We start from the raw sequence: 18,036 nt of genomic DNA on the forward strand, positions 1-18,036 counted from the left end.
TATGCAACCAACAATGATGACCTATATCAGCGAAGAGCCGGCCTGTCTGGCGCAGATCCTGCGCGACTACCGGCACAAGCTGGCGGCGATTGAGACCTTTGCCCGCCAGCACCCGGTACGCCGAATTTTGCTGCTGGCGACCGGATCGTCGCTGAACGCCGCGCTGTGCGCGCGCTATTTCTTTGAACAACGCTTCGGCGTGCTGGTTGACATTAAAGAGCCGTACAACTTTACCCATTACGAAGCTATCGACCCGCATACCGATCTGGTGGTGGCGATTTCACAAAGCGGAAAAAGCGCCTCGACGCTGGAGGCAATGCGTAAGGTACAGGCCTCAGGACTGCCGGTGTTTGCCCTGACCTCCGACCCGCAAAGCCCGACCGGGCGCGCCTGCGATGGCGTGCTGGATATCAATACCGGGATCGAGAGCGTAGGGTTTGTCACCCGCGGTTTTAGCGCGACGGTGCTCAATCTGCTGCTAATGGCGCTGATGATTGCCCGTAGCCAGGGGAAGGCCAGCGAGACCGAGGAGCAGCACTATCTTGCCGAATTGCAGCGGCTGGCGGCGGCGATCCCGGAGGTCATCGCCCGCACTTCGCGCTTTATCGACCGGCATAGCGAAACGCTGCGGCGCGGCGAGCGCTTTGTCGCCACCGGCTATGGCGCGCTGGTTGGCGTGGCGAAAGAGTTCGAAACCAAATTTACCGAGACGGTGCGCGTGCCTTCCAGCGGCTTTGAGCTGGAAGCCTATATGCACGGCCCCTATCTGGAGGCCAATGCCCGCCATGTGATGCTGTTTTTGGAGGACTCGCCGGACGCGCGAACCCGGGCGCTGCGCGACTATATGGCGCCGTCCATTGCCCGGGCCTTTACCCTGACGCTGGGCGACGAAGAGGATGAACAAACGCTGGCGCTAAACTGCCCGTGCGAGCATCACCTGGCGCCGCTGCTGCTGATTGTCCCAGTGCAAATGCTCGCCTGGCATACCGCCGGACTGAAAGGCATCGATCTGGCGATACGTATTTTCGACGATTTTGACCGCGTATTAAAAAGTAAAATCTGATTATTCAGGAGAAAACTATGTTGGGTTTTAATCAGGACGAGTACCTGACCAGTGCTCGCGAGATCATCGCTGCACGTAAACAGGCTGAAACCGTGGCCGACGCTATTTATGACAGCGGCTGCAGCGCATTATTTTTTGCCTCGGTTGGCGGTTCCCTGGCCCCGATGATGGCTATTAATGAGTTTGCCAAAGAATTAACCAGCGTGCCGGTTTATCTTGAGCAGGCGGCGGAATTAATCCATCGCGGGCATAAAAAATTAAATAAAGAGGCGGTTGTCGTCACGCTCTCTAAATCCGGCGATACCAAAGAGTCGGTGGCCATTGCCGAATGGTGCAAGGCGCAGGGGATACGCGTGGTAGCCATTACCCGTCATGCCGATTCGCCATTGGCTGCCGCCGCCAGCTGGCATATTCCGATGTGCCACAAGAACGGCGTGGAATATGAATATATGCTGCTGTACTGGTTATTCTTCCGCGTCATTTATCGACATGGTGAGTTTGCTGAATATGCGCGTTTTGCCAGCCAGCTGGAATTGCTGCCGGAAAATCTGCTAGAGGCCAAGCGCCAGTTCGATCCTCAGGCGGACAGCATTGCCGCGCAATACCATGACAGCGACTATATGATGTGGATTGGCGGCGCGGAAATGTGGGGTGAGGTCTACCTGTTCTCGATGTGTATTCTCGAAGAGATGCAGTGGAAGCGGACGAAGTCGGTAAGCTCGGCTGAATTTTTCCACGGTACCCTGGAGCTGCTGGAAAAAGAGGTCCCGCTGTTTCTGGTGAAGGGCGAGGGGAAATGCCGGGCGCTGGACGAGCGCGTCGAACGCTTTGCCGAAAAGATAACTGACCATCTGGTGGTGATCGACCCACGGGACTATCCGCTGAACGGCATTGATGATGCGTTCCGCTGGATTATGGCGCCGTGCGTGGTGTCCACTCTGCTGGTGGACCGGCTGGCGGCCCACTTTGAGCACCATACCGGCCACGACCTGAATATCCGCCGTTATTACCGGCAGTTTGATTACTAAATCTTGCCCATGGCGGCCAGTCAGACTGGCCGCTCCGCTATTCTCCGAGGCGCTTCCCAGAAAATCATCGCCAAAACCAACCGGGTAAAAACCGGTGGTAGAGTCCGGCTTTCCTTCTCTTTCAGGCAAGCGGATGGCCATGAAAAAACGAATAACCGCCACGCCGCACGATGCGGTGTTTAAACGATTTCTTCGCCACCCGGAGACGGCGAATGATTTCCTCATGCTCTATCTTCCCGAAGCGATCCGCCAGCGGTGCGATTTCGCTACCCTGAGGCTGCAATCGGCGAGTTTTATCGATGAGGATCTGCGCGCCTGGTATTCGGACGTGCTGTGGTCGGTGCGAACCACCTGCGGGGCGGGATATATTTACGTGGTGATAGAGCATCAGAGCTCGCCGGACAACCATATGGCTTTTCGTCTGATGCGCTATGCGATTGCCGCGATGCAGCGACACCTCGACGCCGGGCACAAAACGCTGCCGCTGGTGGTGCCGATGCTGTTTTATCACGGCGCAACCAGTCCGTATCCTTTTTCCCTCAACTGGCTGGATGAATTTGCCGACCCGCAGCTGGCGAAGAGGCTGTACGGCAGTCAGTTTCCATTGATCGACGTCACGGTCATGCCGGACGATGAAATCGTGCAGCATCGGCGGGTCGCCCTGCTGGAGCTGATGCAAAAGCATATTCGCCAGCGCGATCTCAGCGACATAACGGAGTCGTTGGCGGCCGTGGTGATGCTGGGATACACTAGCCCCCGGCAGTTGAGAATGCTGTTTCACTATATGCTGCAGTACGGTAACACGGCCGAGCCGGGCGTGTTTCTCCGCCGGCTGGCCCGCCGTCTGCCACAGTATGAGGAGACATTGATGTCTATCGCGCAAAAGCTTAAGCAGGAAGGTCGACAGGAAGGTCGGCATGAGGGCCGACAGGAAGGGAGCCGGCGTGAGGCGCTGCGCATTGCCGGCAGCATGTTACAGAATGGCCTCGACAAAGAGACGGTACAGAAGATTACCGGACTGTCGGCTGACGAGCTCAAGCCGCTGTATTGCTAACACCCCGCCACCCAAACCGTTGCCCGGCGCCAAAACCCGCCGGGCAAGGTGGCTTTAACCTTCGCTTTTGACCACTTTGATCTCCACCATACCGATCCCCAGCTGACGCGGGGAGTGGCCGAGGATATTGCCCTCGTTGGTGGACTGCGGGTTCGGCGGAGTGATGGTCAGCGTGTTGCTGCGCGTCGGGTTGTCGAAATGCAGCGTCGTGGTGGTCACATCATTGACCAGAGTAAGCACTTGCTCACTTTGACCAACCCGCACCGGGATCGGCTTATTGGCATTGGGACCGTAGGCTTTGGCGGTGATCACCAGATCAAATTTCTCCGGCAGCGGCTCTTTATATTCAATCTTCACGTCGCTGCCCAGCTGGGCATTGGACCACCGACCCCAGGACTCGGGGCGCGAAATGCCGCTAAATTGTTTCACCTCTTCCGGCGCGCCGGCAACGTTAAACACGAAGCTGTCGGCTTTATAGCGAATATCGTTGTCGACAACTTTCAGCGTATCGACGTTGCCCTTATAGCGCTCCATATCGATAAGGGTGTCCCTGAAGGCGGTCTTGCCTTTCCACTGTGGCTTATCAACGTGCTGAACCTTCTGCTCACCCCCGAGCTGGCCCTGTGAGACGCACCAGTCGGTGGAGAGCGCCAGCTCAGGAGACCACAGCTGGCCCATTTTATAGCAGCGATCGACCCACACGAAATTATCCCGCGGTGCGAAATCGGCCAGCTGGAAGCGCAGCGGCGCCGAGTATTCGCTCTCCGGCAGCGGTTCAACGCGCTGGTCCGACACCCGGAGCAGCAGCGGCAGACGGAAATGGCTGCCGGAGAAGGCGATCATGTTCTTCTGCGAGTCTATGGTGAAGTTTTTAATCTCTTTCGGGAAGTTCCACAGGCGGATCACGTCGGGTTTCCAGGCCAGGATCTTCTCTTTCATATTGATGAAAATACCGGAGAGCGACTGGCCAGAGAGGCTGCTGCGCCCGAGGCCGATATAGTTATCGCCACCGAGAATATCCAGCACCGTCGCACCGTTATCCATGGTGTTGCGTTTCACTGCCAGGGTCTCCTGCTGCGGCCGATCGCCGCGCAGGACAAAGAATAAATTGCTGCGATCGTGCTTGTTGAGGTAATCCCAGGCGCTGTTCTTCATGGCCAGGTGGTCGGAAGAGACCACGATGACCGTGTTTTTGAAATAGGGAGAGGCTTTGATCTTCTCGATTAGCGCGGCGATATGTTCCTGGCTGCAGCTAACGGCGCTGAAGGAGAGGTTTTTCTTGCCGTCCACGTCATAGCGTTTACGCTCGCAGGTGCGCGAAATAAAGCCGTCGGGATGGTGGGTGTCCACCGTCAGGGCGAACAGCGAAAAGCGTTTTCCGGACTGCGACAGCTCTTCGAATTTTTTCCACGTCTCCTCAAGTACCGTGTCGTCATAGAAGCCCCAGTCGTTGCGGTAGGCGGGATCCGCTACCGTGGTTTTGAGCTCTTCCGCCCCGAACAGGTGATCGAAGCCGTGGGACTTGAGAAACACGTCTTTGCCGGCAAAGCGCAGGTTAGCTCCCTGCACAAAATAGTTTTCGTAACCGGAGTTTTTCAGGATATCGCCAAGGCAGATATTCTGCGGAAAGAAGCTGGATACGGAGGCCGAAGCGTTGCCTTCAAACGGCGCAAACAGCGGAATGCCGCACTGTGACGCGACCATGCCGGCGATGGTGTAATCGGTCCCCGGCAGCTGCATGGTATTGCTGAAATCAATGCCCTCATCTTTAATTCTGCCAAGCTCAGGGGTGAGGTTGGGGAACGCATCGTTATCAAAATAGGTGCGCTCAAGGCTTTCGCCATAGATATAGACCAGATTCAGCTGCGGATTGTCGATACGCTTCGACGGTTCTTTGTAGTACGCGGCAAAGTCCGGGTCTCCTTCCCGTGATTGCGATTTCACCAGCTCGCTGATTTGATGGAAGGCCGGGCTGGCGTCGACCGAGGCCAGCGCCAGCAGCAGCGCCGCCAGGCTGTAGCCGACGTGATGAGGATGATGCCGACGGCGGCGCAGCACCCACCCCAGGGCGCCAAAAACGGCAACCAGCGCGACGGCCACGCCGACGCCCGGCAGAATGTACTTGCCGATCCCGGCGCCGGTCAGGCTGTTGGTCAGAGTGTAGAGTACCGCGTCGTTGATGCCGTCGCCGGTAAAGTAGTCGCTGGCGTAGAGGGTGATATTCAGTACCACGAACAGGCCTAACACCGTGAGCGTGGCGGCAAACCACCAGGTGTTACGACCCGCTTTCCAGGCATAAAGCGCCACCGAAGCTAAAAATAAGGCGATGGATAACAACTCTGACACAGCTCATCCTCATTAACGCCAGTTATCGGCTGGCAGAACAGATTACTTTTCAAGCCACACTGTAATTGCAGCGCCATCTTGCTGCAATTCTAGCGTCATGAAAGTGTGCAGTTATTCAGAATTGGTTTAGAAGTTGCTTTTTTTGATCGGCGTCGCAGCCGGCGTGGCGGGGAAGCGCAAGGAGAAAAAGGAGAAAAAAGCCGTTTCAGGCCGCGCTGCCGTCGCGAAGGCGACAAACGCGGCATTAGCAGTACGTATCAGGAGAGGAAGTTAACGCCCTGTTTTAAGACCAGATCGCAGGCTTTGGTTTTCACCTGTTTCGCCAGCGAGCTGTTGCCAAGCGTATTCAGGTCCAGCTGCTGGCCGTTATTACTGTTGAGCAACCCCTGCAGGCCATCGAGATAGTTGGTGTCTTGTTTCTGTTTTTCCGGCGTGCTGAGTCCTAGTTTATCCAGCACCTGGTTTTTGACGTTATCGGCGCTGGTCACGGAGGCCAGCTTCTGTTGCGCGCAATATGACAAGATCCCGGCCGCATTATTCATGCTGCTGGCGGTCAGCGACTGGCTGCTGCCACTGAGCAGGCTGGTTAGCGAGGAGACGGACATGCCGCCGCTGCCAGCCTGGGTGCTGCCGCCGCTGAGCTGGCTGGCGGCGCTGTTGAGAGAATCCTGCCAGGAGGCAGCGTGGGCCCCGGAGAGGGTAAATGCGCTGAGGGTAAGCGCGGCAAGTAAGCCATTTTTTAACGATTTCATAGACGGACTCATAAGCGTGACTGAAGAATCACTTTAGTATAACGCCGCCGTTGTCCGGAAATCTCTTAATACTCCTTGCCGGTGACGCGGTGCCGGTAACTTTCCCAGTTGAAGATAACCCACAGGCTGTTGCCCAGGCGCATACGGTCCATCACCCGTTCGCCGAGCAGCTTATTCATCTCTTCCATATTACTGTTGGTTAGCATACCGGTAGGCCGTTTGGAGGAAGAGCGGCGGTCAACTATCTGATTGATAATGACCTTTTCATAGCGAGACTCCGTCTGCATACCAATTTCATCAATCACCAGAAGATCGACCTTGCTGAGATCGCTCAGTAATTGCTCTTCGCTCGTCTCCCGATTGCCGAAGGTATCTTTCATGGCTGACATAATATCAGCCACGGTGATAATTAAGACCGATTTCCCGCGCAGCAGCAGTTCGTTGCAGATAGCAGCCGCGAGGTGGTTTTTACCGGTGCCCGGTTTGCCGGAGAAGATAAAGCTGGCGATATTGCCATCAAACTCCTCCACGTACTGACGCGCCCGGGCGAGGGCGTTCATCTGCCCCTCGCACTCGACGCGATAGTTATCAAAGGAGCAGTTCTGATGCAGGGGGCGGATCCCCGAGCGGTTAAAGGTGCGCTGCATTTTCATCGCGCGGTTCTCCCGCTCCAGCGCTTCGGAACGCAGCTTGCCTTGCTCTTTTTGCCAGGCCAGCAGCTCTTCGCCGGTTTTAAACGCCGGTTCGATATGAGCCGGCATCATTTTCTGCAGGCGCTTCATCAGATCGCCAACGTTTTTCATGCTCATCCTCGGAAACCTCGCGGAATATGACTGTCGGGTTCGCTCACGCTGTTCACATCGCGCTTCGGCTGCCCGCCGTTGCTGGCGCGGCTGATTTGCACGCTGCGAGCCAGTTTCTGCTGCCACTGCACGTGGTGAAACACTTTACCTTCCGCCTGCCAGTAAGCGACGAAAGCGGCCAGCTCTTCCGGGGTGACCGGCTGGCTCAGGGCGATGCCCCACAGCGCGGCCAGACGCTGAAAGTCGGCGTCCGGCTGCCAGGCCGCATACATGGCAAATTTGCCCATCGGCACCGCAACGGGCGCCGCCGCGGGCTCGTCGAAAAACTGCGGGTCAAGCGCGATGTCGCTGCCGGGGCGCGCCAGCCTGGCTTCCAGTTCCAGCAGCTGCGCCAGCCGGTCTGGGGTCAGCGCATAGAACGCCGGGGCGTTGTTGGCAAAAACGGCGACAGTGCCGTCAGTCGATTTCGCCAGCAGCGCCGCGTGCTGCTGGAGGAACTCTTCCAGGCCGCTAAAATGGGAGGTTAAAATTCGCGAAGACATAACTCTATCTCAACTCTGAACTGCAAAGAGTGGGGTGATCTGCACATAGTAGCACAGAGCCCGTCGCGGAAGGAGCGTCGCGGCTTTACCGCGACGCCGGGGTTAGACGCGAGGGCGCTTACGATACAGCCACAGACCGGGTATCGACAGGCCGATGGAGAGGGCGCCCACGATTGAAGAGGCCTTTAAAAAATTGCTCAGCAGCAAAATCATCATCTCTTCAGAATAGCCAAAATGACTGATTTTTACCGCGGAGATCATCGCAGTGTAAGCGGAAATACCGGGAAACATCGGGATCACGGCGGCAACGGTAAAAATCTTCGGATGCGCCAGATACCAGCGCGACCACTGGATGCCGATGCAACCCACCAGCAGGGCGGCGAGAAACGTGGCCCATTCAATGTTAAAACCGGCGCTCATCATGACCATGCGCGAACCGTGGCCGATGGCCCCCAGCAGCGCGCACCAGCGCAGGGCGCGCTGCGGGACATTAAAGACCATCGCAAACCCGACGGCAGGGATCGCCGCCAGCAGCATGTCTTCCGCCAGCGCGAAAATAAACGAAATTATGCCCATCCCCGCAGCCCCCATACGGTCATTGCCATCACTACGCCAATGCAGGTGGCAAGGGTTAACAGGCTGGCGATCGCCCAGCGGGCGAGGCCGGTATTAATATGCCCTTTAAACATATCGGCGACGGCGTTGATCAGCGGAAAGCCCGGGACCAGCAGCAGGACGCTGGCGGCCATGGCGATGGTCGGGGTGCTGGCAAAGGTAGGGAGGCGCAGCAGCAGCCCGGAGATCGTGGTGGCCACAAAGGCGGTGATGCAGAAGTTGATCTGCGGATGCATGGAACGGTGGGTCAGCACCTGGCGAATGTACATGGCCACCGTGCTGGCGCAGAAGCTGACCAGCGCTCCATCCCAGCCGCCGTTATTCAGTTTACAGAAACAAGCGCAGGAGAGGCCCACCATGATCACCAGCAACCAGCGGGGATAGCGCAGGGGCCTAATCTGCGCGAAGCGCTTCTCGACGTCGCGATAATCCAGCAGCTTATGCTCGGCGAGGATCACGATATGCTGCACTTCCGTCACCACATGCATATTAATGCCGCGGTCGACATTTTTACGCGTGGAGGTAAGACATTCGCCATTCTTAATGGTGGTCAGGACGATAGCGTTGGAGGAGATGGCGCTTTCGACGCTGTCCATCCCCAGCGCCAGCCCGAGACGCGTTGAAAGCTCTTCCACCAACGCGCTTTCGGCGCCGTGCTGTAACAAAAAAAGACCACACTGGATGCATAATCGTGTGATTGCCCGCTGCTGTGCCCGATCAACCTGCATATTTCCTCTGCTGTCCGCGACGCCTGGTATCTGCCGATACTTTAACCTGAAGCGCCTGGGCGGCTGAGGGGGGTGGGATCAAATAATGTGCAAAAATTTCCCGCCCGCCGGAGGGGCAGAATTTGAAGCGTCCCACACTTTTGCCAGTTTGGTGAAAAGTGCAATTTTTGTCGCCATTCATCCCTTCTTTTTCCCGTCTGACTTATCAAAAATGCAGGAAAGCACTTTTATTAAACAAAAAATATACAAATAATTAACCCTGCAAAAGTGAGACAATCCTATGAAAACACAGGTCGCGATTATTGGCGCTGGCCCTTCCGGGCTGCTGCTGGGGCAGCTCCTGCACAACGCCGGCATCCACACGGTCATTCTTGAGCGTCAAACGCCGCAGTATGTGCTGGGGCGCATCCGCGCGGGAATTCTGGAAAGCGGTACCGTCGATCTGCTTCGCGAAGCGGGCGTGGCGCAGCGAATGGACGTCGAAGGCCTGGTGCATCATGGGGTGGAGTTTCTCTTTGACGGCCAGCGGGTGCCCGTCTCACTGAGCGAGCTGACCGACGGCAAGAGCGTGATGGTTTACGGCCAGACTGAAGTGACCCGCGACCTGATGGCTGCCCGGGCCGCCAGCGACGCGCCGATCGTGTACGGCGTGAGCGAAGTGACTATCCATGACGCGAAAAGCGACCGGCCGACGATCACCTATCTTAGCGAAGGTGAATTCTGCCGCCTGGAGTGTGACTTTATCGCCGGTTGCGACGGGTTCCATGGCGTGTCGCGGCAAAGTATTCCCGCTGACATCCTCAAAACTTACGAGAGCGTCTGGCCGTTCGGCTGGTTAGGCCTGCTGGCGGATACGCCGCCGGTCAATCCGGAGCTGATCTATGCGCATCATCAGCGGGGATTCGTTTTATGTAGTCAGCGCTCACTTACTCGCAGCCGCTACTATCTGCAGGTTCCGCTGAGCGATAAAGTGGAAGACTGGTCGGACGAACGCTTCTGGCAGGAGTTGAAATGCCGATTGCCGGCGGATCTGTCATCAAAGTTAGTGACTGGTCACTCACTTGAGAAAAGCATCGCTCCCTTGCGCAGCTTCGTCGTAGAGCCGATGCAATATGGGCGATTGTTTCTGGTGGGGGATGCCGCGCATATCGTACCGCCGACCGGCGCTAAAGGGTTGAACCTGGCGGCATCGGACGTGAACTATCTGTGGCGGATCCTTCGCGAATACTACCATCATGGCCGGAGCGATCTGCTCGCGACCTATTCGCGACTGGCGCTGGATCGGGTCTGGAAAGGGGAACGCTTTAGCTGGTTCATGACCCGCCTGCTGCACGATTTCCCGCAGCAGAACGAATTCGACGCCAAAATGCAGGCGGCCGATCGCCGCTACTATCTGGGCTCGCGCGCTGGGCTGACCACCATCGCGGAAAACTACGTGGGCCTGCCCATGGAGCGCGTCGTCTGACTGAACAGGAGTAACTATGTCGCCCGTCCAAACTGTTCCGGTATTTAAGCTCTATGGCGAGGAGCGCGGCTGGCCGACGCCGGACCTGCTGCACTGCGAATCGATTTTGCAGCGCAGCAGCCTGTATCAGTGGCATATTCGCGTCCACCAGCACGCCGAAATGGTCCAGCTCCTCTATCTGCACAAAGGTCGGGCGGAGATCGAAATTGAAGGCACCACCGCGGTGATGACGGAATCCTGCATCCAGGTGGTGCCCGCCCTCTGCATTCATGGCTTTCATTTTTCACCCGGGACGCACGGATTTGTGCTCTCCCTGGCGCTGCCGCTGCTGAGCCGCTTTGAAAATCAGTTCGGCCGGCCGCTGGATGTGCTTAGCGTAGCGCAGTGTCTGCCGGTGGGGCGTTCCCGGGGGCGTATGCATACGCTGTTTTCAGCGCTTCGCGAGGAGTACAGTGCCGATCATGACGCACGGGAAATGATGCTTTATTCGCTGCTGGGAACGCTGCTGGTCTGGCTGAACCGGCAGTGCCGCCCCGCACCGCCCGCGGAAGACAAAGCGGAGCGAAAGCGCAGTATGATGCGTCATTTTTCCCGGCTTATTGAGAGCCACTACCGGCAGCATCTCCCGCTGGCGGAGTATGCGAAGTTGATTGGGCTGTCGGTCACGCATTTAAACTATTTATGTCGCGAGTTCTATGGCTGTAGCGCTCTCGGGGTACTGCATCAGCGACTGATGCTTGAGGCGCGGCGTAACCTGCAGTACACTCGCATGACGGTAACGCAACTGTCTGATTATTTGGGTTTTAGCGACGCCGCCTATTTTTCTCGCTTTTTCCGCCGCTACAGTGGTATGTCGCCTAAAGCATTTAGAGAAGCAATTAAAGAGAATGCTTCATAATTTTCAAGCCTGAAATTATTTTTGCTAAATAATAGTTTTATCTTTTCTAATTTATTAGCGCAGAGGCGTCTGTGCTAATATTCATCGCAAGTATACACAGGAATAATATTTACACGGTATGACCATGGTTCGGTCATTCAGTATATCGTGTACGCGGGCCATGAATATGTTTTTAATATTCATCCAGTAAATGGTATGGCGATCGAGTCACTCGCCGAACGTTTACGGGCAAGCGAAGGAACTTCGACAGGAAGCGGAGGTGTTATGTTACCAGGACAAGGTAAGTTTGGCGTCGTTATTAGTAAAATCCCCGTCATGCAGTCAGGGTTAAAGGTGATCTTCAATGAGAACCTCCCGGATTACGAACTCAGTTTTTGTCGCTCTCATGATGAGCTCACCCTTTTACAACTGCGGCGGGCGGTGCTGGTTGTCGCGGATATCTCCGGCGAGATTTCGCAACCCCGGGCCGTCTGCGAGCGTTATTACTCCCTCATGACCCAGTATCGTGATATTCACTGGGTTTTTATGGTCAGCGACAGCCTCTATCCATTAGCCGTTGAGCTATTAATTCGTCCCGAAAGCTCGCTCATCTCCGAGAGCGAGCCGGTAAACCGGCTGATTGAGGTGATTTGTGCCGGTAGCCGTGCAGCTGAGCAGATTAGCCGTACGCTGTTTACCGGGAATGAGGACAGCGATTTCGCAAGCTACCACTCTGCGGCGATGCTGACCCTGTCAGAGCGAAAAGTTCTGCGCCTTCTGGCGAAGGGATGGGGAATTAACCAGATCGCCGCGCTGTTGAAAAAGAGCAATAAGACGATCAGCGCGCAGAAAAATAGCGCAATGCGTCGCTTATCGCTACGCAGCAACGCTGAAATGTATGCCTGGATCAACAGCGCGCAGGGAATGCAAGAGCTGAATATCAATTCAGCTTACGGGGAGCAAATGGAATGGAAAAAAATAGCACAACCCGTCATGTCGCCATCGTAGAAAAATGTGTGATGACGGAAATGGCCTGGCGCTATATCTTTAGCCGTGAAGATAACAGCCAATACCGCATTCATTTTTTTAAAAATATCAATTTGCTCAGGGCGGTGGAAGCGTCGTTCCCATGGTCAGCAATGATCTTTTCACTTTCAGGGAGTCGTTCGTCCAGAGCCGAGAGCCTGCTTTTTCTTCACGAGATGGCGAGGATCCGACCGGAAGTCCAAACGATTATTCTGGCTAATAATGAAAGCGAAATGCGCCTGATCGGCCATTTAATGCCGTCCTGCCTGCACGGTATATTAAATAAATCTGCGCCGCGACGCGGGTTGCAGGAGCATTTATTACAGCTGCTGGATAATCATTCCCTCGCCGGCAAAGAGCATTTTTGCGGCAGAGAGGCATGCAACGATCCGCTAAGTCCGACGGAGCACGCTATTCTTCGGTATATGTCGTGGGGATATTCGCTTTCGGAAATTGCGGTGCAGCTGAACCGGAACATTAAAACCATCCGCGCGCATAAGTTCAACGCCATGACCAAGCTCGGAGTTCGCTCTGACATTGGTTTATTAAACGCGGCGGATATCTTGCTGCATTTACCGATAAACGGCCCGACCAGCGCCGTTAAACAGGTGGCATAACGCGGCTATATGCATACGTCTACCCATGTTGCGTCGGTGAGCTGCGCCATTCGTTCTGGTTCGATGCGAACGGCGCTGTGAATAGCCCCCGCTGCGGGTAGTACCTCCTGATAGTGCCTGAGCGAGACGTCACAGAAGACGTCCAGCGGATTTTCCAGACCAAACGGGCACACGCCGCCGACCGGATGGCCGGTCCAGGTCACCACCTCATCGCTGCTCAACATACGCGCTTTTGCGCCAAAGGTTTCTTTTAGCTTTTTATTATCCAGCCGCGCATCGCCCCTGGCGACGATCAGTACAATTTTATCTTTGATCTTGAGCGACAGCGTTTTGGCTATTTGTCCCGGCTCAACGTTGTGCGCGGCAGCGGCGAGCGCCACGGTGGCGGTACTCTGGTTTAACTCAATAATTTCGATATCGGGGGCGTGTTCGGCAAAGAACTGCCGTACAGACTGCAGACTCATTGGATTCTCCTGATTTAAGCCTGGTTAAATCTGTCACAAGCCTGGCGGAGTGTAAATATCGGCGCGGACAATCCAGATTCTTTCTATTTTGTCGATCTCCTTCACATTCACCGTAACCGGTTACTGTAACCGGTTGCGGTTATCTGCATTGAGATGAATACTGGAACAGTCACTTCTCCTTTTATTTATAACAAAAGAGCCGTGTATGAATCGTTGTGTTATGAGCAGTATAGCCGGTGATCCACCCGCGGCCTGCTGCATCAAAAAGCGGTCATCGTAACGGCAGGGTAATCGTTGTTGGGCCAGTATCAATAGCCTGTCAGGAGGGCTACTATGTCTGCTAACCATGCTGCGTTTAATTTGATATTTCGCTTTGTAGAAAATTACATAAGCCCCATAGCAGGGCGGATCTCATCGCAGCGTCACGTCATGGCTATCCGTGACGGTTTTATCTCCGCGATGCCGTTTATGATCGTCGGATCGTTTCTGCTGGTGTTTGCTTATCCTCCTTTTTCCCCGGATACCACCTGGGGTTTCGCCCGCGCCTGGCTGGATCTGGCAAAAGAGTTCGAGGGGCGCATTCTGACCCCCTTTGATATGACAATGGGGATCATGTCGATCTACATCTGCGCGGCAATCTCTTACAACCTCGGTAAGCACTACGAGAAATCCAATCAGCTCGATCCCTTTATGTGCGCGATGCTGTCGATCATGGCCTTTTTACTGATTGCCGCGCCGAAGACGAATGGCACGCTGCCGGTGGATAGCCTCGGCGGAACAGGGATCTTTACCGCCATTCTGGTGGCGATCTACTGTGTGGAGATGATGCGTTTTCTCAAGGCACATAACATCGGTATCCGTCTGCCGGATCAGGTCCCTCCGATGATCAAAAATTCCTTTGATCTGTTGATCCCGGTGCTGGTGGTTGTGCTAACGCTCTATCCGCTGAGCCTGTTTATTCAACACCATTTTGACATGCTGATCCCGCAGGCCATTATGGCGATTTTCAAACCGCTGGTTTCGGCGGCCGATTCCCTGCCGGCGATCCTGTTGGCGGTTCTCATCGGCCACCTGCTGTGGTTTGCCGGGATCCACGGTGCGGCGATCGTTTCCGGGATGCTGCAGATGTTCTGGCTGACCAACCTCGGTATGAACCAGCAGGCGCTGGCCCAGGGCGCACCTCTGCCGCATATCTTTATGGAGGCGTTCTGGACCTTCTTTATCGTGGTCGGAGGTTCTGGTGCCACCATGGGGCTGGTGTTCTGCTATCTGCGCAGTCGTTCAGCGCATTTGCGCTCCATTGGTCGTTTGAGCGTGGTGCCAAGCCTGTTTAACATTAACGAGCCGGTCATCTTTGGGACGCCTATTGTCATGAATCCGGTGTTCTTTATTCCGTTCCTGCTGGCGCCGATGGTGAATGCGGTGCTGGCCTGGGCGGCAATGAAGCTGGATCTGATCGGCCGCGTCATCTCCGTGGTGCCGTGGACGGCGCCGGCGCCGATTGGCGGTGCCTGGGCGCTGGGCTGGGATTTCCGGGCGGCAATTCTGGTCATCGTTCTGGCCTGCGTGTCGGCGATTATCTACTTCCCGTTCTTTAAGGTGTATGAGAAACAGCTGCTTGCTCAGGAAGCGGAAGAGGCCGAACGGGCGGAACAGGAGAGTCAGCAGACCGCATAAATAGTGACCGGGCGGCCACAGGCTGCCCGTAGCTTATTGGGAACAGGGCGTTATTTTAACGTGCAGTCGCCGCACTGTTGGACGTCCGGCAGGCGATAGCGCTGACAGCAGGTGCGTCGGACTAACTGCCCTTCACGCAGCACGACCGTTCGCCATAGTGGGTTATCCTGACCATCGGCGAGTTGTTTTTCAAAGAAACAGTGCTGGCGCAGGGCGGCAAGCTGCTCATCCCCCAGCAGCGCGCGCATTTCCCCAAGATACCAGTTAATCAGATAGCCTGTATTGCTCCAGATAAGCTTGCCATTGATTTCGCCCGTCGCTTCCAGCGCCTCAATAACCGGCTGCAGGGTGCGCGTCACCAGGGCATCCATCCGCGACAGCGGTGACAGTCTCTCGATGCCGGCATCACTATGGACATCAATCCAGAAACAGGCCGCCCGGCCGCTTTCGTGAAATTCGACGTGGAAATGTTCCGGCGCCAGGCTGAGACCCTGTGGTTCATTGAGCAACGCCAGCATCAGCGGCGGCACCAGCAGACCGATATACCATTGCGCCCAGAGCGAGAGCAGAGGTTTCTGTTCCCGTGTCAGCGTTGGCTGATGACGATAGATATGATCGGAATAAGTGGCCAACAGGGAGCGTAAGGCGGTGGGTTGCGACCACTCGGCGAGCGTCAACGCGTGACCGGGAGCGGATTCATCCAGGCGCAGGAAATCGAGCAGATGGGGGCGCAGGGTGGCGATTTTTTCCCGAATACTCTCCGCCAGGGCGCGCTCAGCCGTCGGCAAAGGGGCCCGCCAGATAAGTTCATCGCTGAGAGGAAGGGAACGCCAGGCCATTCGATTTCCAGATACAAATCTAAATGATAATGATTCCTGATATTAGTTGTTTGCAGGCGGCATGGCAAGAATTTTGTCGGCGCCACGATGCCGCAGCGCGCGCGGGTTAACTGGCCAAAATAATGTTGCGGCCTTTATTTTTAGCTTCATAGAGTGCGCCATCGGCTCGCGCCAGCGCTTGCTCAATATTGTCATCAATGAGCGGCGTCAGACCAATACTGATGGTCACGTTGGTGGCGACGCTCTCATTAAACATATGCGGGATTTTCAGGTCATAGACCCGCTGTCGAATTCGTTCGGCAGCCTGCCAGGCCGTTTCTTCGCTGCTATTGGTCAGCAGCACCATAAACTCCTCTCCACCAAAGCGGGCGACAATATCGCGCGAGCGTACGGCGTTACGAATGGCAGCAGAGACGCGAATGAGCGCCTGATCGCCCATCATATGACCGTAGTGATCGTTATAGGCTTTGAAATGATCGATATCGAGGAGCAGCACGAAGTGGTTATCGCCGTCCAGCGCCAGCAGGGTATCGAGGCGATTCTGCAGTCCGCGGCGATTATACAAACCGGTCAGGGGATCCAGCATACTGAGATCGTTGAGGGTGTTGCGTTCCTGCATCAGTTTATCCATCAATCCTTGTGTAAAGGCATCGCTGCGCTTCTGGATAATATTTTGCAGGGTAATACCGGCAATAGGCAGCATAAAACAGTAAGTCATGCGCAACCATTGTTCTCCCTCCGCCATTATCAGGCAGGCAAGGAAAGTCGGTAAAGAGTGGAGGGTAAAGGCAGTGATATTATTGGAAAAAGCGATGGTGCCGATAAACAGAATGCTTAATAGGGCGATCACCAGATAGTTAAAATGCGGCGGTGTCAATAGCATCGCCTTTGTCACTACGTGCCATGCCCATAGCATGCCAAATAACAACGAGATAGCGGAAATATTTATTTTCGATTGCGGCCATTTCCAGTGCCAGAGCAGCAGCAACCCGCTGCAGGCCACGATCAGGGCGCAGGGCAGCGTGAAACGAACTACCGTAAATAGGGGGGTGACCAGCGACAGAGAGGAAGAAATGAAATTAAGCAGTAAAAAAAGCCGTAAGGAATATTGATATTTTTGTGCGTAATGTGCTCGCCAGGTTTGTGCAGTCATATCGGAAGAATCATTATTAGTCGTTAAATTTCAAAATGATGAAAGCCAAAAATGAAGAGTCTGATAACAATGTGCAAAAAAAGGTTATTTGCAAAATAAGAAAAATATTTAATATATATCGATAATCCGCTTAATTTATCACCTTCATGAATGTATGTCATTACCGCGAACGTAAAGAATAAGGCACAGAGCACTTTGCAAATGACAAATGATAAAAATTATCATATGATATTGGTTATCATTATCGTTGTGAGAGGTAAAACCATGCTGCTGCGAGCATTAGGAAGCGGTTGGGCAGTCGTCGTTCCCGGCGCGCTGATTGTCGCTCTCGGGTATGCCGGGGTGTCGGCTGACGTATGGCGGACGCTGGTCGCGGTGGGCATGCTGATGTCCGCGGTGATGATATGGCATCGTCAACTGCGCCATTTTATCCTGCTGCCATCGTGCGTTGCATTGATTGGTGGGATAATGCTGATGATGGTGGATATCAAGCTGAGAGGATAACGTCGGGAGAGGGAAGAATATTGGTGCGAGGGGGGGGACTTGAACCCCCACGTCCGTAAGGACACTAACACCTGAAGCTAGCGCGTCTACCAATTCCGCCACCTTCGCACAGTATTCTTTCTTTGGATATTGCCTCGTTGGTGCGAGGGGGGGGACTTGAACCCCCACGTCCGTAAGGACACTAACACCTGAAGCTAGCGCGTCTACCAATTCCGCCACCTTCGCCCAGTGCGAGCAATATCTTCGTGGATTATGGTGCGAGGGGGGGGACTTGAACCCCCACGTCCGTAAGGACACTAACACCTGAAGCTAGCGCGTCTACCAATTCCGCCACCTTCGCATACCATCGACACTATGAAAGTATCGTTACCACGGAGGCGCATTCTAGTGGTTTTCGGCGACACGTCAATAGTTAATTATGCAGGTTGTATCGATTGCTGCAAAAATGGGCGGATTTGCCCGCGGGAAGCGCCAGCGGCACCA

19 protein-coding genes and 3 tRNA genes are annotated in these 18,036 nt (G+C 55.1%); 9 read left to right on the plus strand and 13 right to left on the minus strand.

Going from position 1 to position 18,036, the window contains the following annotated elements:
• Position 1: 1 nt before the first annotated feature.
• The 3 genes from ACLEXF_RS18715 to ACLEXF_RS18725 all read left to right on the plus strand — a co-directional run bounded on the left by ACLEXF_RS18715 (position 2) and on the right by ACLEXF_RS18725 (position 3,145).
• On the plus strand, positions 2–1,063 hold the full coding sequence (locus ACLEXF_RS18715; RefSeq protein WP_136084700.1) for an SIS domain-containing protein: 1,062 nt from the start codon (positions 2–4) through the stop codon (positions 1,061–1,063).
• A gap of 17 nt (positions 1,064–1,080) precedes the next feature.
• Positions 1,081–2,091: an SIS domain-containing protein gene (locus ACLEXF_RS18720; RefSeq protein WP_004886453.1), complete on the plus strand. Its 1,011-nt coding sequence runs from the start codon at positions 1,081–1,083 to the stop codon at positions 2,089–2,091.
• 133 nt (positions 2,092–2,224) lie between these two features.
• Positions 2,225–3,145 (plus strand): Rpn family recombination-promoting nuclease/putative transposase, encoded by a 921-nt coding sequence (locus ACLEXF_RS18725; RefSeq protein ID WP_407259938.1) that lies wholly within the window; start codon positions 2,225–2,227, stop codon positions 3,143–3,145.
• 54 nt (positions 3,146–3,199) lie between these two features.
• Here the strand turns inward: ACLEXF_RS18725 and opgB are convergent, their stop codons facing one another.
• From opgB to ACLEXF_RS18755, 6 genes are all read right to left on the minus strand, one after another.
• Positions 3,200–5,491, minus strand: a complete 2,292-nt coding sequence (opgB, locus tag ACLEXF_RS18730) for a phosphatidylglycerol--membrane-oligosaccharide glycerophosphotransferase (RefSeq protein WP_423265804.1) — start codon at positions 5,489–5,491, stop codon at positions 3,200–3,202.
• 257 nt (positions 5,492–5,748) lie between these two features.
• Positions 5,749–6,243 carry a DUF2501 domain-containing protein gene (locus ACLEXF_RS18735; protein WP_004886462.1) on the minus strand — a complete coding sequence of 165 codons (495 nt, stop codon included), beginning with the start codon at positions 6,241–6,243 and terminating at the stop codon, positions 5,749–5,751.
• Positions 6,244–6,308: 65 nt separating this feature from the next.
• Positions 6,309–7,046, minus strand: a complete 738-nt coding sequence (gene dnaC, locus ACLEXF_RS18740) for a DNA replication protein DnaC (protein ID WP_025999144.1) — start codon at positions 7,044–7,046, stop codon at positions 6,309–6,311.
• Positions 7,047–7,048: 2 nt separating this feature from the next.
• On the minus strand, positions 7,049–7,588 hold the full coding sequence (gene dnaT, locus ACLEXF_RS18745; RefSeq protein WP_017899103.1) for a primosomal protein DnaT: 540 nt from the start codon (positions 7,586–7,588) through the stop codon (positions 7,049–7,051).
• A gap of 102 nt (positions 7,589–7,690) precedes the next feature.
• Positions 7,691–8,164 carry a threonine/serine exporter gene (locus ACLEXF_RS18750; protein ID WP_004886472.1) on the minus strand — a complete coding sequence of 158 codons (474 nt, stop codon included), beginning with the start codon at positions 8,162–8,164 and terminating at the stop codon, positions 7,691–7,693.
• A complete protein-coding gene (locus tag ACLEXF_RS18755; protein ID WP_017899102.1) occupies positions 8,155–8,931 on the minus strand; it encodes a threonine/serine ThrE exporter family protein in 777 nt (258 codons plus the stop codon). The genes ACLEXF_RS18750 and ACLEXF_RS18755 overlap by 10 nt, the downstream gene beginning before the upstream one ends.
• 280 nt (positions 8,932–9,211) lie before the next feature.
• Between ACLEXF_RS18755 and pobA the strand changes: the two genes are divergently transcribed.
• The 4 genes from pobA (at position 9,212) to bglJ (ending at position 12,916) form a co-directional block, all read left to right on the plus strand.
• Complete coding sequence (pobA, locus tag ACLEXF_RS18760) at positions 9,212–10,396, plus strand: 4-hydroxybenzoate 3-monooxygenase (RefSeq protein ID WP_032455518.1); 1,185 nt, start codon at positions 9,212–9,214, stop codon at positions 10,394–10,396.
• A 16-nt stretch (positions 10,397–10,412) separates the two neighbouring features.
• A complete protein-coding gene (locus ACLEXF_RS18765; protein WP_023319686.1) occupies positions 10,413–11,294 on the plus strand; it encodes a helix-turn-helix domain-containing protein in 882 nt (293 codons plus the stop codon).
• Positions 11,295–11,558: 264 nt separating this feature from the next.
• Positions 11,559–12,281, plus strand: a complete 723-nt coding sequence (locus ACLEXF_RS18770; RefSeq protein WP_049004604.1) for a helix-turn-helix transcriptional regulator — start codon at positions 11,559–11,561, stop codon at positions 12,279–12,281.
• A complete protein-coding gene (bglJ, locus tag ACLEXF_RS18775) occupies positions 12,242–12,916 on the plus strand; it encodes a DNA-binding transcriptional activator BglJ (protein WP_023319687.1) in 675 nt (224 codons plus the stop codon). The genes ACLEXF_RS18770 and bglJ overlap by 40 nt, the downstream gene beginning before the upstream one ends.
• A gap of 5 nt (positions 12,917–12,921) precedes the next feature.
• Here the strand turns inward: bglJ and ACLEXF_RS18780 are convergent, their stop codons facing one another.
• The gene (locus tag ACLEXF_RS18780; protein WP_004886490.1) at positions 12,922–13,380 is read right to left on the minus strand and encodes a YbaK/EbsC family protein; all 459 of its coding nucleotides are present in this window, start codon (positions 13,378–13,380) and stop codon (positions 12,922–12,924) included.
• A gap of 333 nt (positions 13,381–13,713) precedes the next feature.
• On the opposite strand from ACLEXF_RS18780, the gene ACLEXF_RS18785 reads away from it, so the two are divergent.
• Entirely contained in the window at positions 13,714–15,057 is a 1,344-nt protein-coding gene (locus tag ACLEXF_RS18785; RefSeq protein ID WP_002887650.1) for a PTS cellobiose transporter subunit IIC, read from the plus strand.
• 50 nt (positions 15,058–15,107) lie between these two features.
• On the opposite strand, the gene fhuF is transcribed toward ACLEXF_RS18785, so the two are convergent.
• The 3 genes from fhuF to ACLEXF_RS18800 form a co-directional block, all read right to left on the minus strand.
• Positions 15,108–15,896, minus strand: a complete 789-nt coding sequence (fhuF, locus tag ACLEXF_RS18790; protein WP_023319688.1) for a siderophore-iron reductase FhuF — start codon at positions 15,894–15,896, stop codon at positions 15,108–15,110.
• 106 nt (positions 15,897–16,002) lie between these two features.
• Complete coding sequence (locus ACLEXF_RS18795) at positions 16,003–17,049, minus strand: GGDEF domain-containing protein (RefSeq protein WP_004886496.1); 1,047 nt, start codon at positions 17,047–17,049, stop codon at positions 16,003–16,005.
• Between the two features lie 23 nt (positions 17,050–17,072).
• A complete protein-coding gene (locus ACLEXF_RS18800) occupies positions 17,073–17,243 on the minus strand; it encodes a hypothetical protein (RefSeq protein ID WP_072096669.1) in 171 nt (56 codons plus the stop codon).
• Between the two features lie 70 nt (positions 17,244–17,313).
• Here ACLEXF_RS18800 and ACLEXF_RS18805 point away from each other — a divergent pair, with 70 nt between their 5' ends.
• Positions 17,314–17,553, plus strand: a complete 240-nt coding sequence (locus tag ACLEXF_RS18805) for a DUF1435 domain-containing protein (RefSeq protein WP_004886500.1) — start codon at positions 17,314–17,316, stop codon at positions 17,551–17,553.
• 21 nt (positions 17,554–17,574) lie between these two features.
• Here ACLEXF_RS18805 and ACLEXF_RS18810 read toward each other — a convergent pair.
• From ACLEXF_RS18810 to ACLEXF_RS18820, 3 genes are all read right to left on the minus strand, one after another.
• Positions 17,575–17,661: transfer RNA gene (locus ACLEXF_RS18810), tRNA-Leu, on the minus strand.
• 30 nt (positions 17,662–17,691) lie between these two features.
• A tRNA-Leu gene (locus tag ACLEXF_RS18815) sits at positions 17,692–17,778 on the minus strand.
• Positions 17,779–17,806: 28 nt separating this feature from the next.
• A tRNA-Leu gene (locus ACLEXF_RS18820) sits at positions 17,807–17,893 on the minus strand.
• Between the last annotated feature and the right edge of the window lie 143 nt (positions 17,894–18,036).

Origin of the sequence: Klebsiella pneumoniae complex sp. WS1778, assembly GCF_049472055.1 — a bacterium.
Classification (GTDB): Bacteria; Pseudomonadota; Gammaproteobacteria; order Enterobacterales; family Enterobacteriaceae; genus Klebsiella; species Klebsiella quasipneumoniae.